This is a genomic window from Clostridium gasigenes, from assembly GCF_017348895.1.
Lineage (GTDB): Bacteria > Bacillota > Clostridia > Clostridiales > Clostridiaceae > Clostridium > Clostridium gasigenes.
This window is the reverse complement of record NZ_CP071376.1, coordinates 2,204,383-2,226,292: the sequence shown is the minus strand read 5'-3', so window position 1 is coordinate 2,226,292 and position 21,910 is coordinate 2,204,383. Positions and strand designations below refer to the sequence as shown.

14 protein-coding genes and 1 pseudogene are annotated in these 21,910 nt (G+C 28.3%); 3 read left to right on the top strand and 12 right to left on the bottom strand.

The window, feature by feature from the left end; genetic code table 11:
* Positions 1-2: 2 nt before the first annotated feature.
* The gene (locus J1C67_RS10395; RefSeq protein ID WP_167866749.1) at positions 3-1,925 is read right to left on the bottom strand and encodes a PrkA family serine protein kinase; all 1,923 of its coding nucleotides are present in this window, start codon (positions 1,923-1,925) and stop codon (positions 3-5) included.
* A gap of 426 nt (positions 1,926-2,351) precedes the next feature.
* On the opposite strand from J1C67_RS10395, the gene J1C67_RS10390 reads away from it, so the two are divergent.
* The 3 genes from J1C67_RS10390 to fba all read left to right on the top strand — a co-directional run bounded on the left by J1C67_RS10390 (position 2,352) and on the right by fba (position 6,209).
* Positions 2,352-2,840 (top strand): spore coat protein, encoded by a 489-nt coding sequence (locus tag J1C67_RS10390; protein ID WP_167866748.1) that lies wholly within the window; start codon positions 2,352-2,354, stop codon positions 2,838-2,840.
* Positions 2,841-3,530: 690 nt separating this feature from the next.
* Positions 3,531-5,138 carry a CTP synthase gene (locus J1C67_RS10385; RefSeq protein ID WP_167866747.1) on the top strand — a complete coding sequence of 536 codons (1,608 nt, stop codon included), beginning with the start codon at positions 3,531-3,533 and terminating at the stop codon, positions 5,136-5,138.
* Positions 5,139-5,345: 207 nt separating this feature from the next.
* On the top strand, positions 5,346-6,209 hold the full coding sequence (gene fba, locus J1C67_RS10380) for a class II fructose-1,6-bisphosphate aldolase (RefSeq protein WP_089970449.1): 864 nt from the start codon (positions 5,346-5,348) through the stop codon (positions 6,207-6,209).
* A gap of 67 nt (positions 6,210-6,276) precedes the next feature.
* Here fba and J1C67_RS10375 read toward each other — a convergent pair whose 3' ends face one another.
* From J1C67_RS10375 to J1C67_RS10325, 11 genes and pseudogenes are all read right to left on the bottom strand, one after another.
* Complete coding sequence (locus tag J1C67_RS10375; protein ID WP_167866746.1) at positions 6,277-7,539, bottom strand: acyltransferase family protein; 1,263 nt, start codon at positions 7,537-7,539, stop codon at positions 6,277-6,279.
* A 262-nt stretch (positions 7,540-7,801) separates the two neighbouring features.
* A complete protein-coding gene (locus J1C67_RS10370; RefSeq protein WP_207253497.1) occupies positions 7,802-9,985 on the bottom strand; it encodes a sensor histidine kinase in 2,184 nt (727 codons plus the stop codon).
* Positions 9,960-10,649: a response regulator transcription factor gene (locus J1C67_RS10365; RefSeq protein WP_167866744.1), complete on the bottom strand. Its 690-nt coding sequence runs from the start codon at positions 10,647-10,649 to the stop codon at positions 9,960-9,962. The genes J1C67_RS10370 and J1C67_RS10365 overlap by 26 nt, the downstream gene beginning before the upstream one ends.
* Before the next feature lie 325 nt (positions 10,650-10,974).
* Positions 10,975-12,456 (bottom strand): 4-alpha-glucanotransferase, encoded by a 1,482-nt coding sequence (gene malQ / locus J1C67_RS10360; protein ID WP_167866743.1) that lies wholly within the window; start codon positions 12,454-12,456, stop codon positions 10,975-10,977.
* A gap of 63 nt (positions 12,457-12,519) precedes the next feature.
* Positions 12,520-12,684, bottom strand: a pseudogene (locus J1C67_RS10355) (carbohydrate ABC transporter permease); the annotation flags it as partial.
* A 59-nt stretch (positions 12,685-12,743) separates the two neighbouring features.
* Positions 12,744-15,104 (bottom strand): glycogen/starch/alpha-glucan phosphorylase, encoded by a 2,361-nt coding sequence (locus tag J1C67_RS10350; RefSeq protein ID WP_167866742.1) that lies wholly within the window; start codon positions 15,102-15,104, stop codon positions 12,744-12,746.
* 3 nt (positions 15,105-15,107) lie between these two features.
* On the bottom strand, positions 15,108-16,586 hold the full coding sequence (malQ, locus tag J1C67_RS10345) for a 4-alpha-glucanotransferase (RefSeq protein ID WP_167866741.1): 1,479 nt from the start codon (positions 16,584-16,586) through the stop codon (positions 15,108-15,110).
* A gap of 94 nt (positions 16,587-16,680) precedes the next feature.
* Positions 16,681-17,697, bottom strand: a complete 1,017-nt coding sequence (locus tag J1C67_RS10340; RefSeq protein WP_089970420.1) for a LacI family DNA-binding transcriptional regulator — start codon at positions 17,695-17,697, stop codon at positions 16,681-16,683.
* Between the two features lie 67 nt (positions 17,698-17,764).
* The gene (locus tag J1C67_RS10335) at positions 17,765-18,847 is read right to left on the bottom strand and encodes an ABC transporter ATP-binding protein (protein WP_167866740.1); all 1,083 of its coding nucleotides are present in this window, start codon (positions 18,845-18,847) and stop codon (positions 17,765-17,767) included.
* Between the two features lie 18 nt (positions 18,848-18,865).
* Complete coding sequence (locus J1C67_RS10330) at positions 18,866-19,798, bottom strand: sugar ABC transporter permease (RefSeq protein ID WP_243176786.1); 933 nt, start codon at positions 19,796-19,798, stop codon at positions 18,866-18,868.
* 5 nt (positions 19,799-19,803) lie between these two features.
* Positions 19,804-21,891, bottom strand: a complete 2,088-nt coding sequence (locus tag J1C67_RS10325) for an ABC transporter permease subunit (protein WP_207253496.1) — start codon at positions 21,889-21,891, stop codon at positions 19,804-19,806.
* Positions 21,892-21,910: the final 19 nt, after the last annotated feature.

The following is a 21,910-nucleotide window of genomic DNA, read 5'->3' as shown; positions in this document are numbered from 1 at the left end:
AATCAATCCTTCCATAAGTTGTTTGCTGCATATTTTAAAGTTACATCACAGCAATGCAAACAATATCCATTATTTTGCATTTCTTCAACCATGGTATTATATTTTTCTGTTTGTTCTTTATCCCTAATTCTAGATTTAGTTATTATTCTTGATAAATCCTTAACCGATGCCATAAGTTTCTTCTCTATAGCTTCCTTTAAAGGTTCATAGGACTTGTAATCTATAGTTCCACCTTTTCTAACTAAATAGAACATGTATGATGTAACATCTGCTCTAAACCCTTTAGCAGAAGCGTCAGATACCCCTATTTGTTCTTCTATACTTCTCATAAAGTTTTCATCTGGATTTAATTCTTCTCCAGTTGAACCATCTTTAATTTTGCTCTTATTAACAAAAGCTTCTGCATTATCGATATAATTATTAAATAAGCTTTCTGCTTGTTCTCTAAATGAATGTATAAAGGCTTTTGTAATTTCTTTTTCTAATATTTTATTAAATTCTTTTCTAATTGTATCTTGAATAAACCCTAAATATTTTTTCTTATCCTCAGGTGCAATATCTAATTCTTTTATAGATTTAACGACACTTTCCATTATACTTAATGGGTTTATACAATTATGTTCAGAATCGGATAAGGCATTATCTATTGCCTTAATAATAAATCTTGTACTAATCCCCTTCATTCCCTCATATTGATCAGATTCTTCTCTTAGTTCCATAATATCAATTCTCTTAGTTGTTCCCTTTTCAACTATTTCATCTCCATTATAGATTTTAAGTTTAGTCATCGAATCTATTTTTGCGGAAGGTGCAAGCCTTGTTAAAATAGCAAACATACCTGCAACCTCTATAGTGTGTGGTGCTATATGTGCTTTAAAATTACTTTTCTTTAAAATCTTCTTATATATTTTAACTTCCTCATCAAGTTCCAAACAATAAGGCACTTCAACCTTTACTATTCTATCTAAAATAGCTTCGTTTGTATGATCTGATTTAAACCTATTCCACTCTGCTTCATTTGAATGAGCTACAATAACTCCATCAAAATAAATCATTGATCCCTTTCCTGGTGATGGAACTGATTTTTCTTGAGTTGCTGTTATTATTGTATGAAGATATTCAACATCATTTTTAAATACTTCTATAAATTCAACCAACCCTCTATTACCAACATTAAAGGCTCCATTTAGCGAGAAAATTCTTGGATCATCTTCTGGATACATATCCATTTTAGAAATATCTACTGAGCCTGTTAATATTGAAGTATCTTGATTATTTGGGTCAACTGGTGGTACAACAGCAATCCCTTTTCTAGATCTTATAGAGAATGTTTTAGTTTCAACTGGAAAATTTTCATATTCACCTTTAAATTCATTAACTAACCTATATCTACAAACCGGGCATAAATCCCCCTCTATTTGTATCCCTAGAAGTTCTTCAAACTCAGCTCTTAAATGTCTTGGAATAAGATGTAATGGATCTTCATGCATTGGGCATCCCTTAATTGAATAAATAGCTTCACATTCTACTAAAGCCTTTTTAAGAGATTCAACTAATGAAGATTTACCAGCACCAACAGGCCCAACTAAATATAAAACTTGCCTTGATTCCTCACCTTTCATAGCCGCTGAATGAAAATAGTTAACCATTTTCATTATTACTTTATCAATTCCATAAAATTCATTTTTAAAGAAACCATACTTTCTTATAACTTCATTGCCATATATTTTTCTAATTCTAGCATTTTCGTCTCCCTTAAGAACTTCTACCCCTTTGCTTGCAATCATATCGTATATGCGTTTATGAGAGAGCTTAACAGTATCAGGACATTCCTTTACTATCTCTAAATAATCAATGAATGTACCTTCAAATTTTTCACTATTGCTGCCTTCTCTATCATTCTTTATAAATTCTTTAAAGTTCATAAAATCCCCCCTCTTTAGGTATTTCCAAATAAATAACTAGTCATTATTATTATCTAGTTCAAACAATCCTAATAATCTTTGACTTGTTATTTGTTTTACAATGCCTTACTTAAAATATATTCAGTAATAGTATAAAGATATGACTAAAATCTAAATTTCTATATTAAAATGCTAATAATTTCAAAAGCTACAAAAGCACTATATCCTTATAATTTTAGGCTATAGTGCTCTTGCCGAGGTAATACTTATTCTTTATTTCCATTAAAAACATCTTCTTTAAAACTAACTTGCTGAAAAGTTTGGAATCCAAAGGCCTTCTCTATCTCGTGAATTTAATAAAATGAGAATAGATGGGTTAAAGTTATCGGCTCTTTTTTAGTATAAATTAATAATATTTACACAAAATAAGGTTGGAGGTGTAGTATTATGGAAATAACTTTATCACAAAAAGAAAGAATGTTACTAGAGGATCAAAAAAAACACGAACAGATTTGTATAGAAAAGTATACAAATTATGCAAACCAAGCCAAGGACACTCAATTAAAACAAATATTTAATGCTAATTGTCAATCAGAAAGAACACATCTTGATAGTATTAATCAATTGTTAAGTGGTACAATTCCTCAAATGAATCAGCAACAAAATCAAGGTTCAGCACAACCTGTGGCAAATCCAAGTTCTACCACTAATATGAATAATGCACAATCAAGCGGAGTTAATTTATCTGATGCTGATATGTGTACCGATTTATTAATGACAGAAAAATATGTATCTGGAACTTATGATACTACAATTTTTGAATTTAGAGATACTAATGTTCGAGATGTATTAAATCATATACAAAAGGAAGAACAAAAACACGGAGAAGCCATATTTCAATATATGGAAAGCAAAGGAATGTATAATGTTAAATAATTTTAGTAATTATACTTACCATCTTCTCTAGTGATAAAACAAGTAAAAATATTCTATTAAATAAACTTAGAAAAATATCAAATCAAAGTTCTTGTAAATATATGAACTAAGCCTAGGGTACTAATTAAGGGTACCCTAGGCTTCTATATTTAAAGCTATAATTATAGGAGTTTTCGCTTTCATAGTCTTCTATTTTTATTCAAAAATTTCTTTCATATTTACAATTAAATCTGGGGTTTATTGCAAGTTTTCTACAAAATTCATAAATATAATCACCATATTCATCTATAAGATTTTCTATACCCCCAATCTCCACCTTATCGCCCCCTTCACTTAATTATGGTCATATGTTTATACTTGGTTCATTTTTTCATTAGGCACTTTCAAAAAACAATCTATCAATTATGTAAAACCTACATTTATTTTACATATAATTTCTTAGTTTATATTAAATATAAAAAAATCGTATTAATGTAAAATTTAATTCCTACATTAATACGACTATGTTATTTTATTAACTATTTTAAAATACCACAAAAATACACTAGATTTTTAAAACCAAGTGTGCTAATATATATTTTATGTGTTTATACATATAAGCCCCCCATTGTATTTTAGGGGGTAATTACTATTATAACGATTAATCTGTAGGCTGTCAATATAAATTTTCACATTATAGGAGGAATTCAAATGAGTACTAAATATGTATTTGTAACTGGTGGTGTAGTATCATCTCTTGGAAAAGGTATCACTGCTGCATCTTTAGGTAGATTATTAAAAAATAGAGGTTTAAAGGTATCAATTCAAAAATTTGATCCTTATTTAAATGTAGATCCAGGAACAATGAGTCCTTATCAACATGGTGAAGTTTTTGTTACTGATGATGGTGCAGAAACTGATTTAGATTTAGGTCATTACGAAAGATTTATAGATGAGAATTTAAGTCAAAATAATAATATAACAACTGGTAGAATTTACTGGTCAGTTATATCTAAGGAACGTAGAGGTGAATATCTTGGAGGAACAGTTCAAGTAATTCCTCATATAACTAATGAAATAAAAGAAAAAGTATATGTTTTAGGTAAAGAAACAGATGTAGATGTAGTTATTACCGAAATAGGTGGAACTGTTGGAGATATAGAATCTCAACCATTTTTAGAAGCTATAAGACAAGTACAATATGAAGTTGGTAAGGAAAATGTATGCTTTATTCATGTAACACTAGTTCCTTTCCTTGGAAAAGCTGGCGAACTAAAAACTAAACCTACTCAACATTCAGTTAAAGAACTACGAAGCATTGGTATTCAACCTGATATAATTGTTTGTAGATCTGAAAAAGAAATTCCTGATAATTTAAAAGCAAAAATAGGCTTATTCTGTAACTTAGAATCAAGATGTGTTATAGAAAACTTAGATGCCGAGCATCTTTATGAAGTACCTCTTATGTTACATAATCAAGGATTAGATAGATTAGTTTGTGAAAAGCTAAAATTAGAAACTAAAGCTATAGATAATAGTGAATGGCTTGAAATGGTTAATAATATTAAAACTCTTGAGAATAATATTAAAATTGCTTTAGTAGGAAAATATGTAGAGTTACACGATGCTTACATATCTATTGTAGAAGCCTTAAGTCATGGTGGTCTATCTAACAACTCAAATGTAGAAATAATTTGGATTGATTCTGTAGATTTAAATAAGAATAATGTTGATTCACTATTAAAAGATTGTGATGGTGTTTTAGTACCTGGAGGCTTTGGAGATAGAGGAATTGAAGGTAAAATAGAAGCAACAAGATGGGCTAGAGAAAACAAAAAACCATTCTTTGGAATTTGCCTTGGAATGCAATGTTCTGTTATAGAATTTGCAAGAAATGTATTAGGTTTTGAAGGAGCTAATAGTTCTGAGATAGATAAATATACTAAGTTCCCTGTAATTGATATTCTTCCAGATCAAAAGAATATAGAAAATTTAGGTGGTACTATGAGGCTTGGTCTTTACCCTTGCATGTTAGATGAAAATAGTTATTCATATAAGGCTTATTCAAACAACCTAATTAATGAAAGACATAGACATAGATATGAGTTTAATAATAATTTTAGAGAACAACTAACATCTGCAGGAATGAAATTTGTAGGAACAAGCCCTGATGGTAATTTAGTTGAAATAGTGGAACTTGAAAATCATCCATGGTATGTTTCAGTACAATTCCATCCTGAGCTAAAATCAAGACCAACTAAACCTCATCCATTATTTGTTGGGTTTGTACATGCAGCCCTAACAGAGAGTAAAAAATAAAAATATATCTTGTTATATTTTTAACTAGCCCCCCTATATCTACATCTTTTATATTAAAATTTAAGAAACAAAAAAATATGAATTATGTTTTTTTGTTTTCATTGTAGGTATTTTAGGGTATAATAATTATCAGTAAGAAATAAATATACAAAATATTTATTTTGTTACATAATCATAATAAAATTTTAAATTAACGGAGGTATTACCATGTTAGTTTCAGTAAAAGAAATGTTATACAAAGCAAGAGAAGGTAAGTATGCTGTTGGTCAATTCAACATCAACAACCTAGAGTGGACTAAAGCGGTTTTATTAACTGCTCAAGAAAACAATTCACCAGTAATATTAGGAGTATCAGAAGGTGCTGCTAAATATATGACTGGTTACAAAACTATAGTTGCAATGGTTAACGGAATGATGGAGTCATTAAACATTACAGTTCCAGTTTCATTACACTTAGATCACGGTAGCTATGAAGGCGCTAAAGAAGCTATGGCAGCTGGTTTCCCATCAATCATGTTTGATGGTTCACACTATGCAATAGCAGAAAATATAGAAAAAACTACTGAAATGGTTAAGCTTACTGCTGCTAAAGGAGTTTCATTAGAAGCAGAAGTTGGATCAATCGGCGGAGAAGAAGATGGAGTTGTTGGAGCTGGAGAAATCGCAGATCCTAAGGAATGTAAATCAATAGCTGATTTAGGAGTTACTATTTTAGCTGCTGGTATCGGAAATATCCATGGACAATACCCAGCAAACTGGGCTGGATTAAGCATGGATGCATTAGCAGAAATCAATAAACTTTGTGGAGATATGCCACTAGTATTACATGGTGGTACTGGAATTCCAGACGCTATGATTAAAGAAGCTATATCACTTGGAGTTTCAAAAATAAATGTTAACACTGAATGTCAATTAACATTTGCAGCTGCAACTAGAAAGTATATAGAATCTGGTAAAGACTTACAAGGCAAAGGATTCGATCCTAGAAAATTATTAGGACCTGGATTTGAAGCTATAAAGGCTACAGTTAAGGAAAAGATGGACTTATTTGGTTCAACTAACCAAGCATAATTCATTTAATACTTAATTTAAAGAGGATATACGAAAGCTAAGCTTTTGTATATCCTCTTTTCTATATTTATTTTTCTTTCATTGTATATACTTGCGTATCATTATTTCTAATATTTTCTGTATAGCTATTTAATGCATTTGAATATTTATAAACCATCCCATTATTTAATTTTAGAAAATGTATTTTTTTTGTTTTAAATTTATCCAAAATAAATTTTGAAAACTTATTAGATAAATAAATAGCAGGTGTATCTATAATCCTATTAAAACTATAGGCTGTAACTATTGAAAATAAAAAAGTAATGATAAACGAAATTAAAAAACTTATATGATAATTAAAATAGTTGACTGTTTTAATGAAAATATAGCTCCCTAAAGAATTTATAAATAAAAAGTGAACTAAATATAATGAAAATGATATTTTACCTAGAAAAACCATTGTTCTAGATGAAAAAATATTTTGAAGTGTTTTAAAATTAATAATTACAAATACTAATAATGCTCCTCCTAATGTATGAAATAATATAAAATTATTAATTTCCCCAAACTTAATTGAAATTATATAATAAATTGAATTACTTCCTTGATAATACGGATAGGAACCAAAAAATAAAGATATTAATAGCAGAAATTTCAATGTTATTTTTTTAATCTTAATTTTTTTATTTATACTAATGTATGAAAGCAAACATCCTAAAACAAATCCTAAATAATAAGAGTTTAAAAATATTAATATTAATGCAATACTTAACGTTTTTTTATGTTTACAATGCGAAAATAATATTAATATAAAAAATACAATAAAAGATCCTATGAATTCATACTTCATAGTCCACAAAACTGCATTATACGTTTCAATATCAAAAATAAATATTTGGAATAATGATTGTTTTAATATGTCTATATACTCATATTTTATTAAATACCTATTCATTATCTCTGTTTTTGTTATTGAAGAAACATCTCCAAAATAAAACAAATTACATTTCCGCATTAAATATGATAGCGTCAATACGGCAAGTACAGGAATTGTTAATCTTAAATATCTTTTCAACATTCCAGATATAATTATTTCTTTATCATTATGTTTGAAAAATTTTATACTTAGGACATATCCACTTAATACAAAAAAAATACATACACAAAAATTAGCATTAAAAAATAAATTTAATGGTGTTTTATAAAAAATTAACTCTAAATTATTTTTAGTATGTATTGATTCGATATTGCCATTAAAAACAGTTGGATAAAATACTTGTATATAATGAGCTATAACAACAATAAAAGCAGCTCCTCCTCTTAGTCCATCTAAAAATTTTATTTTCCCCACTATAAACCTCCCTAACAATTTTAATTAAAACAGGTTTATTTTATGCTGCATTATTCACCAAAATTATCTTTAGATAATTTTTTTAAAAAAATTTCCCTTAACTTTATTTTGGCGTTATTTTTAATTGTTAAAAATAGCAATAAGTACAGAATTTACCTAATGACTTTATATTAACCTTTTTCAGCCTAATATTTTCGTAATTTCCATTAAATATCTACGATTAGATTTCTTTTAATATAAGTCCTTTTTCTATATTTATTAATTACTTTGATGGAAAAGTTAATATTACTTTGAACAAATCTCCATCTATTTCTATTTTAAAAGTACCACCTTGCAAATTAGTTAAACTTTTAGCTATTGAAAGCCCAAGGCCTGACCCTTCTGTATTTCTTGATTTATCTCCTCTTTTAAATCTTTCAATAACCTCTTCTTCTGTAAAATCTAATTGATATGCTGATATATTCTTCATTACTATTTGTACATTATCGATATTTTTAATTACATCTATATAGACTCTTGAGTTTTTCATTGAGTATTTTATTATATTTGAAATTAAGTTTTCAAATACTCTCCAAGTCTTTTTGCCATCTAAATATAATTCTGCCTTTTCTTCTGGCCACTTATTTATAAACTCTAAAGAAGATTCTGAAATTTTTTCTTGAAATTCTCCAAGAGTTTGCCTAAGAAGTGAAGTCACATCTATATTCTCTTTTTGAAGTTCAATACTTCCACTAGCTGCTTTAGATGCTTCAAAAAGATCTTCAATTAACACTTTTAATCTTTGAGCTTTTCTATCTAACACATTAATGTATTTTATTCTATCCACTTCCTTTAAATTTTCATTTTTCAATAAATCAACATAACTTATAATCGAAGTTAATGGTGTTTTTAAATCATGAGAAACATTTGTTATAAGTTCACCCTTTAACTTTTCACTTTTAATCCCAGCATCAACAGCCTTGCTAAATCCAGCTTCTATATTTTTAATATTAGCTGCAATTTCTTTAACTATTTTAGACCCTTTGACTTCAATATCTACATTATAATTTCCTTCTACTATTTTATCGGTATTAATCTTCAACAAATTCAATCTTTTAGAAAGATTAAAAACATATATAATTATAATTATTTGATATAGTATTTCGTAAGCAACAACATACTTCTCATACCAATAGTATTCATATTGACTATACCTATGCAAAAACATAGCCCCTATGTAAGCTAATACTGTCATTACTATAAATATCCCTAATCTAATTGTAGTAGATTTTATTGAAAAGCTTTCTTTTAATGAATCTATAAACTTTATTGTTAATACTTTTATATTATATATAATGCTTCTCTTCTTCATATTTGCATAATCAATTTTAGAGGTTCCATTTGCTATAAGGTTACTTATGAATAAACAACTTATAATTAATAAAATTGCTTGAACCATTAAACTAGCTATATTTATTTTTCTTCCAAAAAGAACATCGTTAGTCATTATATAACCATTTACTATTGCTAAAATAGGACTGATAATTTTAATTTCTATTGGTATTATCTTTTGACACCTATAAAAAAATCCATTATTAACTTTTCTTTTATCTTTTAAAGCTAATATTAATGATAACAAAAGAACTACGCCTATACCTACTGATATTATTCTATTTCTATTAAAATCCTCTTTACTTTTATCTTCGCTTGCTTGAATATCATATATCCAATCTCCAGGCAATAATTTTTTAGGTATTCTATAGTACCTATTGTACCCACTATCATCTTGTGTGTTTTTTGATATATCTAATCTAATATTATACAAATTTTCTGTATTCTTATTATCGTTTATATTTTTATTATTATTGTTGCTTAATTCTAAAATTTCATAGTCATTATTATTATCAATATCAAAATCATCAGCTGTTACTCCAGGGACATTAGTTATTACATTTCCATTTTCATTATTCTCAAAATAAAATTCAATATTAACATTATTTATAATAAGATCCTTTTTAAAATCTTTAAAACTATTTTTGATACTACTAATAGCATCCGCTCTTAATTTTTCATCTGATCTAATAATTTCTTTTTTAACTTCTTCTAGTAACATATCTATTTTTTCCTTGCTTGCTTTTTCAGCTCCTCCATCTTGCTCACTTTCTATATGATCCTTCCTATACTTAAATCCACTTTCATCGTCTGACTTCATCATTGATATATCACGCTGTAAATATTCTTCTGTTGGATTTCCCTGTAAGTCAGTATAACGTTCTAGCATATTACAAGCTTGACTATCAAAGTCTAATATATAATCGGATATTAGCTTCAGATTATATATATTCTTTGAGTAATCCTTATATTTAATTATATTTGCAACTTTTATTGGCAATATAATAATCATAGTTATTAAAATAATACTATTTAAAATTCTAAACACCTTACTGTTTTTCAATTTTATACCCAATTCCCCACACCACCTTTAAATATTTAGGTTCCTTTGGATTTATTTCTATTTTCTCTCTTATTCTTCTTATATGAACTGTTACTGTATCAACGTTATATGCAACTTCTTTCCACACTCTTTCATAAATTTCTTCTATTGAAAAAACTCTTCCTATGTTATCCATTAATAACGTTAATATTTTAAGTTCTAAAGCTGTTAATTTAACTTGTTTTCCATCTACAAATACTTCTTTTTCAGCTTTATTAAGTTGTAATCCACCTACTATAATTATATTTTTATCTACTTTTGTTATAGTAGAAAATGTAGTATATCTTCTTAATTGTGATTTAACTCTTGCTATAAGTTCTAATGGATTAAATGGTTTTGTAATATAATCATCCGCTCCAAGGTTTAATCCTAAAATTTTATCTGAGTCCTCTGATTTTGCTGAAAGCATTATTATTGGAATTTGTTTCTCTTTACGTATTTCTATAGTTGCCCTCGTCCCATCAAGATTCGGCATCATAATATCCATTATTATTAAATGTATTTCTTCACTTCTTATAACATTTAAAGCTTGTATCCCATCAAAAGCTCTAAAAACATTATATCCTTCATTTAATAAATATATTTCAATAGCCTCTGTAATTTCCCTGTCGTCATCTACTACTAAAATGTTAATCATCTTAACTCCCCCTGATCACCTATTGTTTATACTAGTATTTTATCATATAAGCTATTTTTTTAGTAATATATTCCTTATCAGCTAAATTAAGTTCTAAATATACGATTTTCTTAGTTTAAATTACCATGTTATCTCATCCCCCTATTTTAAATAATTTGATAATTTTCATTTACTTTTAGATGACTTAATTAACTTCTATTAATAGAATAACCAAATCAAATTAAGAAACTACTGCCAATTTTCTTAAGAATTCCTTACAGAAAATATTATTATCCACAAAAAAATAGCTTAACCATAAATTATAGTTAAGCTATTTTTTAACATATTAAACTCTGTCATATGTCTTTGTTAATTTACAAATTTTTTCTGCAAGTTTATCTGTTAAGTCACTTTCTTTAACTCTCCACTGCCAGTTACCACCTATTGTTGACGGCAGGTTCATTCTTGATCCATTTCCTAAGTTTAAAAAATCCTGCATAGGTGCAATTGCTAAATAGCTAACAGCACTCCATATCCCTCTGATAAATCCCCAGTTATATCCTTCTTCTTCTGTTATTTTAAAATACTCTATTGCATCTTCTAAATCTGATTTTTCACCTGTAGTTTCTGCCCAACCTCTAAATGTATCATTATCATGGGTTCCTGTATAAGCTACTGATTTTACTGGATAATTATGTGGAAGATATCCACGTCCTTCACCATTAAATCCAAACTGCAATACTTTCATACCTGGATATCCTGTGGCTTCTCTAAAATCTATAACTTCTTTAGTTAAATATCCTAAATCTTCAGCTATAATGTTTAAATCACCTAATTCATTTTTAATAGCATTAAATAATTTAACTCCAGGTCCTAAAACCCATCTACCATTTTCTGCTGTTAAATCCTTACCTGGAACTTCCCAATATGATTCAAACCCTCTAAAATGATCAATTCTTACTACATCATAAAGTTTAAAACTTTCTTTAATTCTTAATATCCACCATTTATAATTTTGCCTTTCCATTTCAGCCCAATCATATATTGGATTTCCCCATAACTGCCCTGTTAATGCAAAAGCATCTGGTGGACATCCTGAAACTACTGTAGGAATACTATTTTCATCTACCTCAAACATTTCTGGATTACACCAAATATCACTACTATCACTTGCAACATATATAGGAATATCCCCTATTATATACACTCCATTTTTATTAGCATATGCTTTTAGCTTTTTCCACTGTTCAAAGAATTTATACTGAATAAAGTTCCAATATTTAATATCTTCTTTAAGACTTTCCTCATATCTCTTCACTGCACTTTCTTCTCTAAGCCTTATATCATCATCCCAATTATGAAAAGTTTCCAAATTAAAATGTTTCTTTACAGCCATATAAAGACTATAATCTTTTAACCAAAATTTATTTTCATTTATAAATATATTAAAATCAGTTGGTATATTTTTTTCAAATCTATTAAATGCCTTTCGTAATACAAGTTCTCTTGTTATGAAAATAGTTTTATAATCCACCTTATTATTATCTTGTCCAAAACTTAATCCTACATAATCTTCTTCTTTTAATAGTCCTTCGTCTTCTAAAATGCTAAAATCTATAAAATTATAATTTCCTGCAAAAGCTGAAAAGCATTGATATGGTGAATCACCATAACTAGTGTGCCCAACAGGAAGTATTTGCCAATATTTTTGTCCTGATTTTTTTAGAAAATCTACAAATTCATATGCATCTTTCCCAACTGAACCTATTCCGAATCTATTTGGCAAAGACGATATATGCATTAGTATTCCACTACTTCTTTCAAACATGTTTCCATCTCCTCTTAGTAATATTTTTTCAAAAGATGCTTTATCCTGATATATAATTAGTTATTATTTTACTGACCCTTGTGTAATTCCTTTTATTATATATTTTTGTACAAAGAAATAGAATATTATCATAGGTATAATAGATAAAACTATCCCTGCCATTGCGAGCTCCCATTGTTTTGAAAAAGCCCCAAAGAAGTTATTCATAGCAAGAGGAATAGTATTTATTTAGAATTAAAAGACAACCAAAGAAGGTTGCCTTTTAATTCTATTTATAACTTTGTAATTTAATTATTTCTAGTAGATTTTATATTCCAAATATCTGAACAATATTCTAATATTGTTCTATCACTTGAAAATATTCCAGCATTGCAAGTATTCTCAAAACATATTTTAGCCCATCTCATTTTATCTGCATAAGCTTCAAATACTTGATCTTCTGCTTTTTTCATACTTTCAAAATCTGCTAAAAGATAATACTGATCATTTTCATTTACTAAAGAATTATATAAATCTTTATAATAGCCCATTCCTTCATCATCAAATGTTCCATCTATTAATGTATCTATAACTCTCTTTAATGATGGATCCTTTTCATAATATTCCTTAGAATTATATTCTGATTTTATTTTTTCTATATCTTCAATTCTTAATCCGAATATAAAGTTATTATCTTCTCCACTTTCTCTTACAATTTCAACATTTGCTCCATCATAAGTTCCAACTGTTGGAGTTCCATTTAACATAAACTTCATATTTCCTGTTCCTGAAGCTTCCTTACCTGCAGTTGATATTTGTTTTGAAACATCCGCAGCTGGGAATAGCTTTTCTGCATAAGAAACTCTATAGTTTTCTACAAATACAACTTTAATTTTTCCATCTATATCTTTATCATTATTTATTAAGTTTGCTATATCATTTGTGAATTTAATTATTCCCTTAGCTCTCTTATAACCTGGGAATGCCTTAGCACCATAAATAAATGTTGATTTTGGAATCTTCATTTCAGGATTTTCTTTTATTCTGTAATATAGATCTAAAATATATAAAGTATTTAGTAATTGTCTCTTATATTCATGTAGTCTTTTTACTTGAATATCGAATAATGAACTTGGATCTACTTCTATTCCATCTACTTCTTTTAGATATTTAGCTAACTGAACTTTTTTCTCATGTTTTATATCCATAAATCTAGTTAATACCGCTTCATCATCTTTAAACTTTTCAAGATCTTTAAGCAATGCTAAATTTTTAACCCAATCTTCATTTCCTAACAGTTCTGTTATTAATGCTGATAATTCTTTATTACAAGATCTAAGCCATCTTCTTTGTGTAATTCCGTTTGTTTTGTTTTGGAATTTGCTTGGATATAATTTATACCAATTGTTAAGCTCTGTATCTTTTAAAATGTCTGTGTGTAATTGAGCAACTCCATTTACTGCAAAACCTATATAAATTGCAAGGTTCGCCATTCTAACTACACCTTTATTTATTATTCTAAATTCATCTATTTCAATTTTGCTATAACCTTTAACTTTAAGCTCTGCTATAAACTTTTCATCTATAACTTTTATAATTTCAAATATTCTTGGGCATATTTTTACTATTAAGCTTCTATCCCACTTTTCTAAGGCTTCTGCTAATATAGTATGGTTTGTATATGCAAATACTTTCTTTGATATTTCAATTGCTTCATCTATTTCCACATTATATTTATCTACTAATATTCTCACAAATTCTGGTATTGCTAAAACTGGATGAGTATCATTTAATTGAACTGCATGAAGTTTAGCAAACTCTTTAAATTCTTCCCCATGTAAACTCACATGTTTTGAAATTATATCTTGGATTGATGCACTTACTAAGAAGTATTGTTGTTTTAATCTTAAAAGCTTCCCAGCTCTCATATCATCATTTGGGTATAATACTCTTGAAACATCATCAGCCTTATTTTTAAGTCTTATTGATTTAGTATATTTTCCTTCATTAAATAAATTGAAATCGAAATCTTCTATTGCTTCACATTTCCATAATCTTAAAGTATTAATATTATTACTCTTATAACCTATAATCGGTGTATCATAAGGAACTGCTTTTACTTTCATATCTGCAAATTCAACTTCTACTATTTCACGTTCACGTCTAATACTCCAAGGATCACCATAAGTTAACCAGCTATCAGCCTCTTCATATTGGAAACCATTTTCAAATTTTTGCTTAAATAATCCATTTGAATATCTTATTCCATAACCTTGAAGTGGAACTTCCATAGCTGCTGCTGAATCTATAAAGCAAGCTGCAAGTCTTCCAAGACCACCATTTCCAAGAGCTGCATCTTCTTCACTTTCCTCAATTGCATTTATATCAACCCCAAGTTCTTTTAATAACTCTTCTACTTCTTCATATATACCTAAACTTATTAAGTTATTTCCAAGAGCTCTTCCCATTAAGTATTCAGCTGATAAATAATAAGCTTGCTTTCCAGTTGAATAAACTTCTTTTGTATCTTTCCAATTATCTACTACTAATCCCATTAATGAAGTTGATAGAGCAGAGAAAATTTCTCCACCTGTTGCCTCTTCAATTCCTACTCCATATTTGATTTTTAGTTGTTTTTCAATATCATTTTTCATAGCTATTTTATCCATAATTTAAATCCTCCCATATCTTTTTGTTATTTTATATATATTTTTTGCTAATTCAGTACTTAATTCTTCTTCTGTTGCCCGCCACTTCCAGTTTCCACCTAAAGTTGACGGTAAATTTATTCTTGCTTCATTACCAAGATTTAAAAAATCTTGTATTGGCGCAATTGCTAAATAACTAACTGAGCTCCATACACCTCTAATGAATCCAATGTTATATCCTTCTTCATTTGTTAATGGTAAATACTTCTTAGCATTTTTAACTTCATTACTTTGTCCTGTCTTTTCCATCCACCCTTTAAAAGTATCATTATCATGTGTTCCTGTATAAGCAACACATTTCACTGGATAATTATGTGGAAGATAGTCACTATCTTCTTCACCAAATGCAAATTGAAGCACCTTCATACCAGGATATCCAGATTCTTCTTTAAACTTTAAAACCTCTTTAGTTAAAAATCCTAAATCCTCTGCTATAATATTTAAATCTCCCAATTCTTTTTTTATAGCATTAATTAATTTCATTGCAGGTCCTTTGACCCATTTCCCATCTTCAGCTGTTTTATCACCATATGGAACTTCCCAATATGCTTCAAATCCCCTAAAGTGATCTATTCTAACTACATCATAAAGCTTAAAGCTTTCTTTTATTCTAAGTACCCACCAGCTATAATTATCCTTCTCCATTGCATCCCAATCATATATAGGATTTCCCCATAACTGTCCTGTAATTGAAAATGAATCTGGAGGACAACCGGATACAACTTTTGGCTTCATATTTTTATCCATTTTAAACATTTTAGGATTAGCCCAAATATCGCTACTATCCTCTGCTACATAAATTGGAATATCTCCAATAATAGAAACATTATTTTTGTTTGCATAAACTTTTAATTCTTCCCACTGTTGAAAAAATTTATATTGTATAAAGTTCCAATACTCAATTTCATATTTTAAAATATACTTATATTTTTTCATTGATGAATATTTTCTTATTCTAATATCTTCATCCCATTCTTGCCATGATTTTAAATTAAAATGCTCCTTTATAGCCATATATAAACTGTACTCTTCTAACCAAAACTTATTTTCTTCTTTAAATATTTCAAATTCATTACATTTTATCTTTTCGAAATTATCAAAGGCTATTTTAAAAACCTTTTGTCTTTCTAGAAAAATAATTGAATAATCAATTTTATCGTCTTCTTTTCCAAAGTTTATATTATTATAATCTTCTTCTTTTAATAATCCTTCTTCTTTTAAAAGATTAAAATCTATAAAATGCGGATTACCTGCAAAAGCAGAAAAACATTGATATGGAGAATCTCCATAACTTGTGTGTCCTAGAGGTAATATCTGCCAGTATTTTTGCCCTGCTGTTTTTAAAAAATCTACAAACCTATATGCGTCTTTCCCTATGGAACCGATTCCGAATTTACTCGGCAATGAGGCTATATGCATTAATATCCCACTACTTCTTTCCATTTCACTTTCCCCTTTTTATCATAATTTAGTCTAAAGAAAGCATCCATTTTTCATATGCTTTCTTTAGCCCTTCCTCTGCATAGAATATGTTTATCTAGTTAATATCGTTACAAGAATCTCTTTCAATTAGCTTAGTTTCTAATATTAAATGCTTATTACCACAGTCACCTTTTAACATATCAAAAAGAACCTTTGTAGTAAACACTGCTATTTCTTTTTTAGGTTGCTCTATTGTTGTAATTGAAGGCGTATAATATTTAGTAATATCCATTCCATCAAAACCCATTAAGGATATCTCTTTTCCTGGTACTAATCCTCTATCCGTTATTGCTTTTGCAGCTCCAACTGCCATAATATCTGATATTGCAAATATAGCAGTAACATTTGGATTATTATTAAGTAATTCCTTAGTTTTAATATAAGATCCTTCGTATCCATATTCTCCATAAATTACGTTATACTCTTTAAACATTATGTTATTATCACCTAATGCTTTAAGGTACCCTTCAAATCTTTTTTTACTTATTCCGCTATCATTTTCATCACCAAGAATTATTGCAATTTCCTTGTGACCTTTCTTTATTAAATAATTTACTCCTGTATAAGCTGACTTAGCATTTTCAATTGTTATTGTAGAAAATGTATCTATATTTTCATCATATACTGTATTTGCTGATGTAAATATTAAAGGAATTTTCAGCCTTTTAAAAGTCTCATTATCTAATCCTTCAATCTGAGCTCCAAGATAAATTAATCCTTGTAATTTACTTTCTTTTATAAATGCTATAATATCATTTAATTCTTCTTTTGAATCACCTAAATCACTTTGATGAAGAACCATAAAATATCCAGCTTTCTCTATATCTTTTCTCATTGTATCTATTATTTCAGAGAAGAAGGGATTAAATACCCCTCTAACTAATACTCCGATGTTTTTTGTATTATTCATTTTTAAAATTCTTGCACTATTATTTGGAACATAGTTATTGTCATCTATAACTTTTTGAACCTTTTCTCTTGTTTTATCACTTACTTGTGAATGATTATTTATAACTCTTGAAACTGTTCCAACTCCAACTCCTGCAAGTTTTGCTATATCATTAATTTGCATAAATTACACCTCTTATTGTATTTTAAACGCTAAGCTCTTATTCTTACTTATTATATTAAAATACCAGTTAATTTATCCTCTCTTTTGTTTCATCATCGAAGAAATGTAATGCTTCTGAATCAAATCCAAATACATGTTTTTCCCCTACTTCATAATCATAATGACCTGGAACTGTAATTACAAGATCCTTTCCACTGCTTAACTTAACAAATAGGTTTTTCTCTTTTCCTAAAACTTCTATAACATCAATTACACATTTAAATTGTTCAACATTTTTCCCTGTTATAAATCTTTCAGATCTTACTCCTAAATATATATCCTTTCCGTTATAATCAGTTACTGCTTTTAAATTTTCGCCCTTTTGAGTAATACTAATTAATCCATCTTCTGATATAAACTTATCACCTACTATTTTACCTTTTATTAAATTTATTGTTGGTGACCCTATAAACTTTGCAACAAACATATTTTGAGGTTTTTCATAAAATTCATATGGTTTTCCAACTTGTTGAATTTTACCATCATTCATAAGAACTATTTTAGTTGCCATTGTCATAGCTTCTATTTGGTCATGAGTTACATATATAGATGTAGTTCCTAATGCCTTATGAATTCTAACTAATTCAACTCTCATATGTTCACGAAGTTTCGCATCAAGATTAGATAATGGCTCATCCATTAAGAATACACTAGGTTTTCTAACTATAGCACGGCCCAAGGCAACTCTTTGCCTTTGTCCACCAGATATGTCAGATGGCTTTGAATATAAATAATTTTCTATTTGAAGTAATTTAGCAGCTTCCATAACACGTTCATTTATAATATTTTTTCTTTCCTTTCTCATTGATAAAGAAAATGCCATATTATCATAAACTGTCATATGAGGATATAGAGCATATGATTGGAATACCATAGCTATATCTCTATCCTTTGATGCTAATTTATTTACCCTTTTTTCACCAAATACTAAATCACCTTCTGTTATTGAGTTAAGTCCCGCTATCATACGTAATAATGTAGTTTTACCACATCCTGAAGGTCCTAAAATTACGCAAAATTCTTTATCTTCAATTTCTAAATTTATATTTCTTAAAGTAAAATCTTCTCTACTTTCATATTTTTTACCTATATTATTTAATGTTACTTTCATATCTACCATCCTCCTATTCTATCCTTTTGTAGCTCCATTTGATAAACCTGAAACTAATTGCTTTTGTAATACAATGAATAATATTACTATTGGAATTGCTATTAAAAGCGCTCCTGCTGCAAAAGCTGGTTCATTTAAAGTTCTTTGATCTGTTATTAATGTACGTAAGCCCGCTGCCAAAGTGTAGTCTTTTGAAGAATTTAGTAATATCTTTGATAGCATGTAATCACAAAAAGGTCCTATGAATGACCATAATGCTATAATTGATAGCATAGGTTTTGCTATAGGCATAATTATTAATCTATATATCTTCATACTAGAACAGCCATCTATTTTAGCTGCATCATCTAGCTCCATAGATATTGAATCTAAATATCCTTTTAGTATAATAGTATTACCAGCTATACCGCCTCCTGAATATATAAGGATAAGCATCATTTGTCTTGAAAACACTGGCACTATGTCTGATATAATTGAGGACATTGTGAAAAATGCTGTAAGACCTGCAAATGTTGGTATAGTTTGTACTAACATTACTGTCAATAACGATGCTTTTTTACCTTTAAATCTATATCTTGAATAAGCATAACCAGTAAATGATACCATTACTACTACTATTATAACTGTAGCTATACTAATATATAATGTATTAAATACCCATCTAACATAGTCAGTCTCAGCAAATAATAATTTAAAATGTTTTAACGAGAATATAAATTCTCCACCTATTATAATTCTACTTGCTTGCCCACCATTAAATGATGAAACAGCAATTTGAAATATTGGTGCTAATACTATTATAGACCAAATAATTAGAAATACATATGATACACCTAAAGTAATTTTCCCTCCTAAATTAAGAGGTGGCTTATCAGAAAGATATAAGTTATTCTTTTTTCTTTTCTTAAATATCTTTGGTTTTTTTACCTTTTTAGTCTCTATCATACTCATATCTATTACTCCCTCCTAAATGCATCTGTATTTTTATATCCTACATATGAAATACCTATAAGTGCCACTGAAATTATAACTGTAATTGCCGCACCTAATGCTTGATATTGGTTTTCTATAGTTAATTTATATATATAAGTTATTAATAAGTCTGTAGACCCTGCTAAATTTCCATATTTTGTTGGATCAAACGGTCCACCACTATTAAATAAATATATAAGCCCAAAGTTATTGAAGTTAAAAACATATTGACCAACTAATAAAGGTGCTGTTTGGAATAATACTAGTGGTATTGTTATTTTGGTTAGTTTTTTGAAATTTGTAGCACCATCTATATCTGCCGCTTCATAAAGTTCTGAACTAATTGATTGAAGAACACCTGTAGATAGCATGAATACATATGCACTTCCAAGCCAAGATTGCATGCATATTACTGCGATACGTGATACAAACGGATCATTTTTAATAGAGAAGCCGTCTCCAAATATCCCTTGAAAAAAAATTACTACTGTTCCATTATCTGCTAATAATATACTAAAGAACATTATTGTTAAAAATGATGGTACTGCCCATGGCAATAAGTATATTGTCCTAAATATTGCTCTTCCTTTTATTCTATCATTATTAAGAGTTATAGCTAATATAAATCCTAATCCTATTCCTAAAGTAGATGCCCCTATAGTCCAAATTACTGTCCAACCTAATATTCCCCAGAATATAGAACCTACCATTCCCTGTCCGAGTATTAGCATCTTGTAGTTATCAAATGCGGCCCAGCCAAACTTTGCTTGAGTCTCTGGTCCCATACCTGTAAATGATATAAGTATTGTTGTTACAACTGGAATAAATACAATAAATATTGTAACTATCGCTGCTGGAGATAATACTAAATAAGGGAATCCATCTTCAAACATTATTTGCCTAGTTTCAGTCCAAACCCTATATCTAGTTCCCTTTATAACATCTTTCTCAACAGTATTAACATCTTTAAATGACATATAAATTAACATTAATGCAATTACTACTAAAAATATTGCCAATATTCCTTCAATCATAAAAATTATTGATCTATCAAGTTTTCCTGAATTAGCTGCTAAAGTAACTAATCCTGCAATTCCATTGCCCTTATAATTTCCATAACCTAATGCATATGGTATTGCAGCAGCATATATATATATTGTTGCAAAGAACATTATTAGCGATTTCATGTATTGTTTATTAAGCAATTGTCCTAGTCCTGGAACTAAGAAAGTACAATATGAAATTATAGGAAATGTTTTTTCACTCTCTATTGCATATACTCTTCTTAAATCTGAAACATTAACGTTTACTGTATTAATCCTTTGCTTAACTACCTTACTAAGTTCATACTTCTTATTTCTAATAATTTCTTTATTATATTTTTTTTCACATTCGAATGATTTTACTAATATGGTTTCATCATATTTCCTATTTAATTCTTCAATTATATTATTTTTTGCTTTTTTAGATATAATTCCATCTTTTTGTTTTATTTTAACTTCTTTTATTCTATCTTCAACCTTTTTCTTTTCCTGTATTTTATATCTTTTAAACTCCTCTTGGAATTTTTTATTCTCAATTTCACTAACATTCATTTTTTTATTTATTGCTTTATTTAAGACTTTAATACTTTCTTTTTCAAATTCAATTACTGCTGGTATTTGCATTATTTCCAGTTTACATTGTTCAGTAATTAGTTCCGCATCATATGTTAAGTCAACGTAATTTTCATAAAACATTTTTATTTCACGAGCCTTAAAAAGTCTTATTTCTAACCTTTTAGCATTTGTTGACAAAGTCTTATCTAGTTTCCCTTTTAATTCTGTGACCTTTTTCTTATTTTCTATTAAAAATAATTTCTCTTTATTTTTATAGTCTACCAATTTTTTATTATATTCATGATTTGATTTATTACCAATTAAGTCTTTTAACTTTTTACTAAGTTGATCGTTTTCATTTCCTGTTGCATCTTCAATTTTTTCTTGCAAAGTCGCAACTTCATATAGGTACATATTTTTTCTATCATATTGCCTATTTATGCTGTCATATAAATATACATCGAATTTTTTCAACCTATTTCCCCCCTTTTTA

Coding starts and splice junctions, on each gene's coding strand:
- J1C67_RS10350 (WP_167866742.1), bottom strand. CDS start 15,104: ATGGATAAAATAGCTATGAAAAATGATATTGAAAAACAACTAAAAATC.
- J1C67_RS10340 (WP_089970420.1), bottom strand. CDS start 17,697: ATGCAAATTAATGATATAGCAAAACTTGCAGGAGTTGGAGTTGGAACA.
- J1C67_RS10385 (WP_167866747.1), top strand. CDS start 3,531: ATGAGTACTAAATATGTATTTGTAACTGGTGGTGTAGTATCATCTCTT.
- malQ (WP_167866741.1), bottom strand. CDS start 16,586: ATGGAAAGAAGTAGTGGGATATTAATGCATATAGCCTCATTGCCGAGT.
- J1C67_RS10330 (WP_243176786.1), bottom strand. CDS start 19,798: ATGAGTATGATAGAGACTAAAAAGGTAAAAAAACCAAAGATATTTAAG.
- fba (WP_089970449.1), top strand. CDS start 5,346: ATGTTAGTTTCAGTAAAAGAAATGTTATACAAAGCAAGAGAAGGTAAG.
- J1C67_RS10365 (WP_167866744.1), bottom strand. CDS start 10,649: ATGATTAACATTTTAGTAGTAGATGACGACAGGGAAATTACAGAGGCT.
- J1C67_RS10390 (WP_167866748.1), top strand. CDS start 2,352: ATGGAAATAACTTTATCACAAAAAGAAAGAATGTTACTAGAGGATCAA.
- malQ (WP_167866743.1), bottom strand. CDS start 12,456: ATGTTTGAAAGAAGTAGTGGAATACTAATGCATATATCGTCTTTGCCA.
- J1C67_RS10395 (WP_167866749.1), bottom strand. CDS start 1,925: ATGAACTTTAAAGAATTTATAAAGAATGATAGAGAAGGCAGCAATAGT.
- J1C67_RS10335 (WP_167866740.1), bottom strand. CDS start 18,847: ATGAAAGTAACATTAAATAATATAGGTAAAAAATATGAAAGTAGAGAA.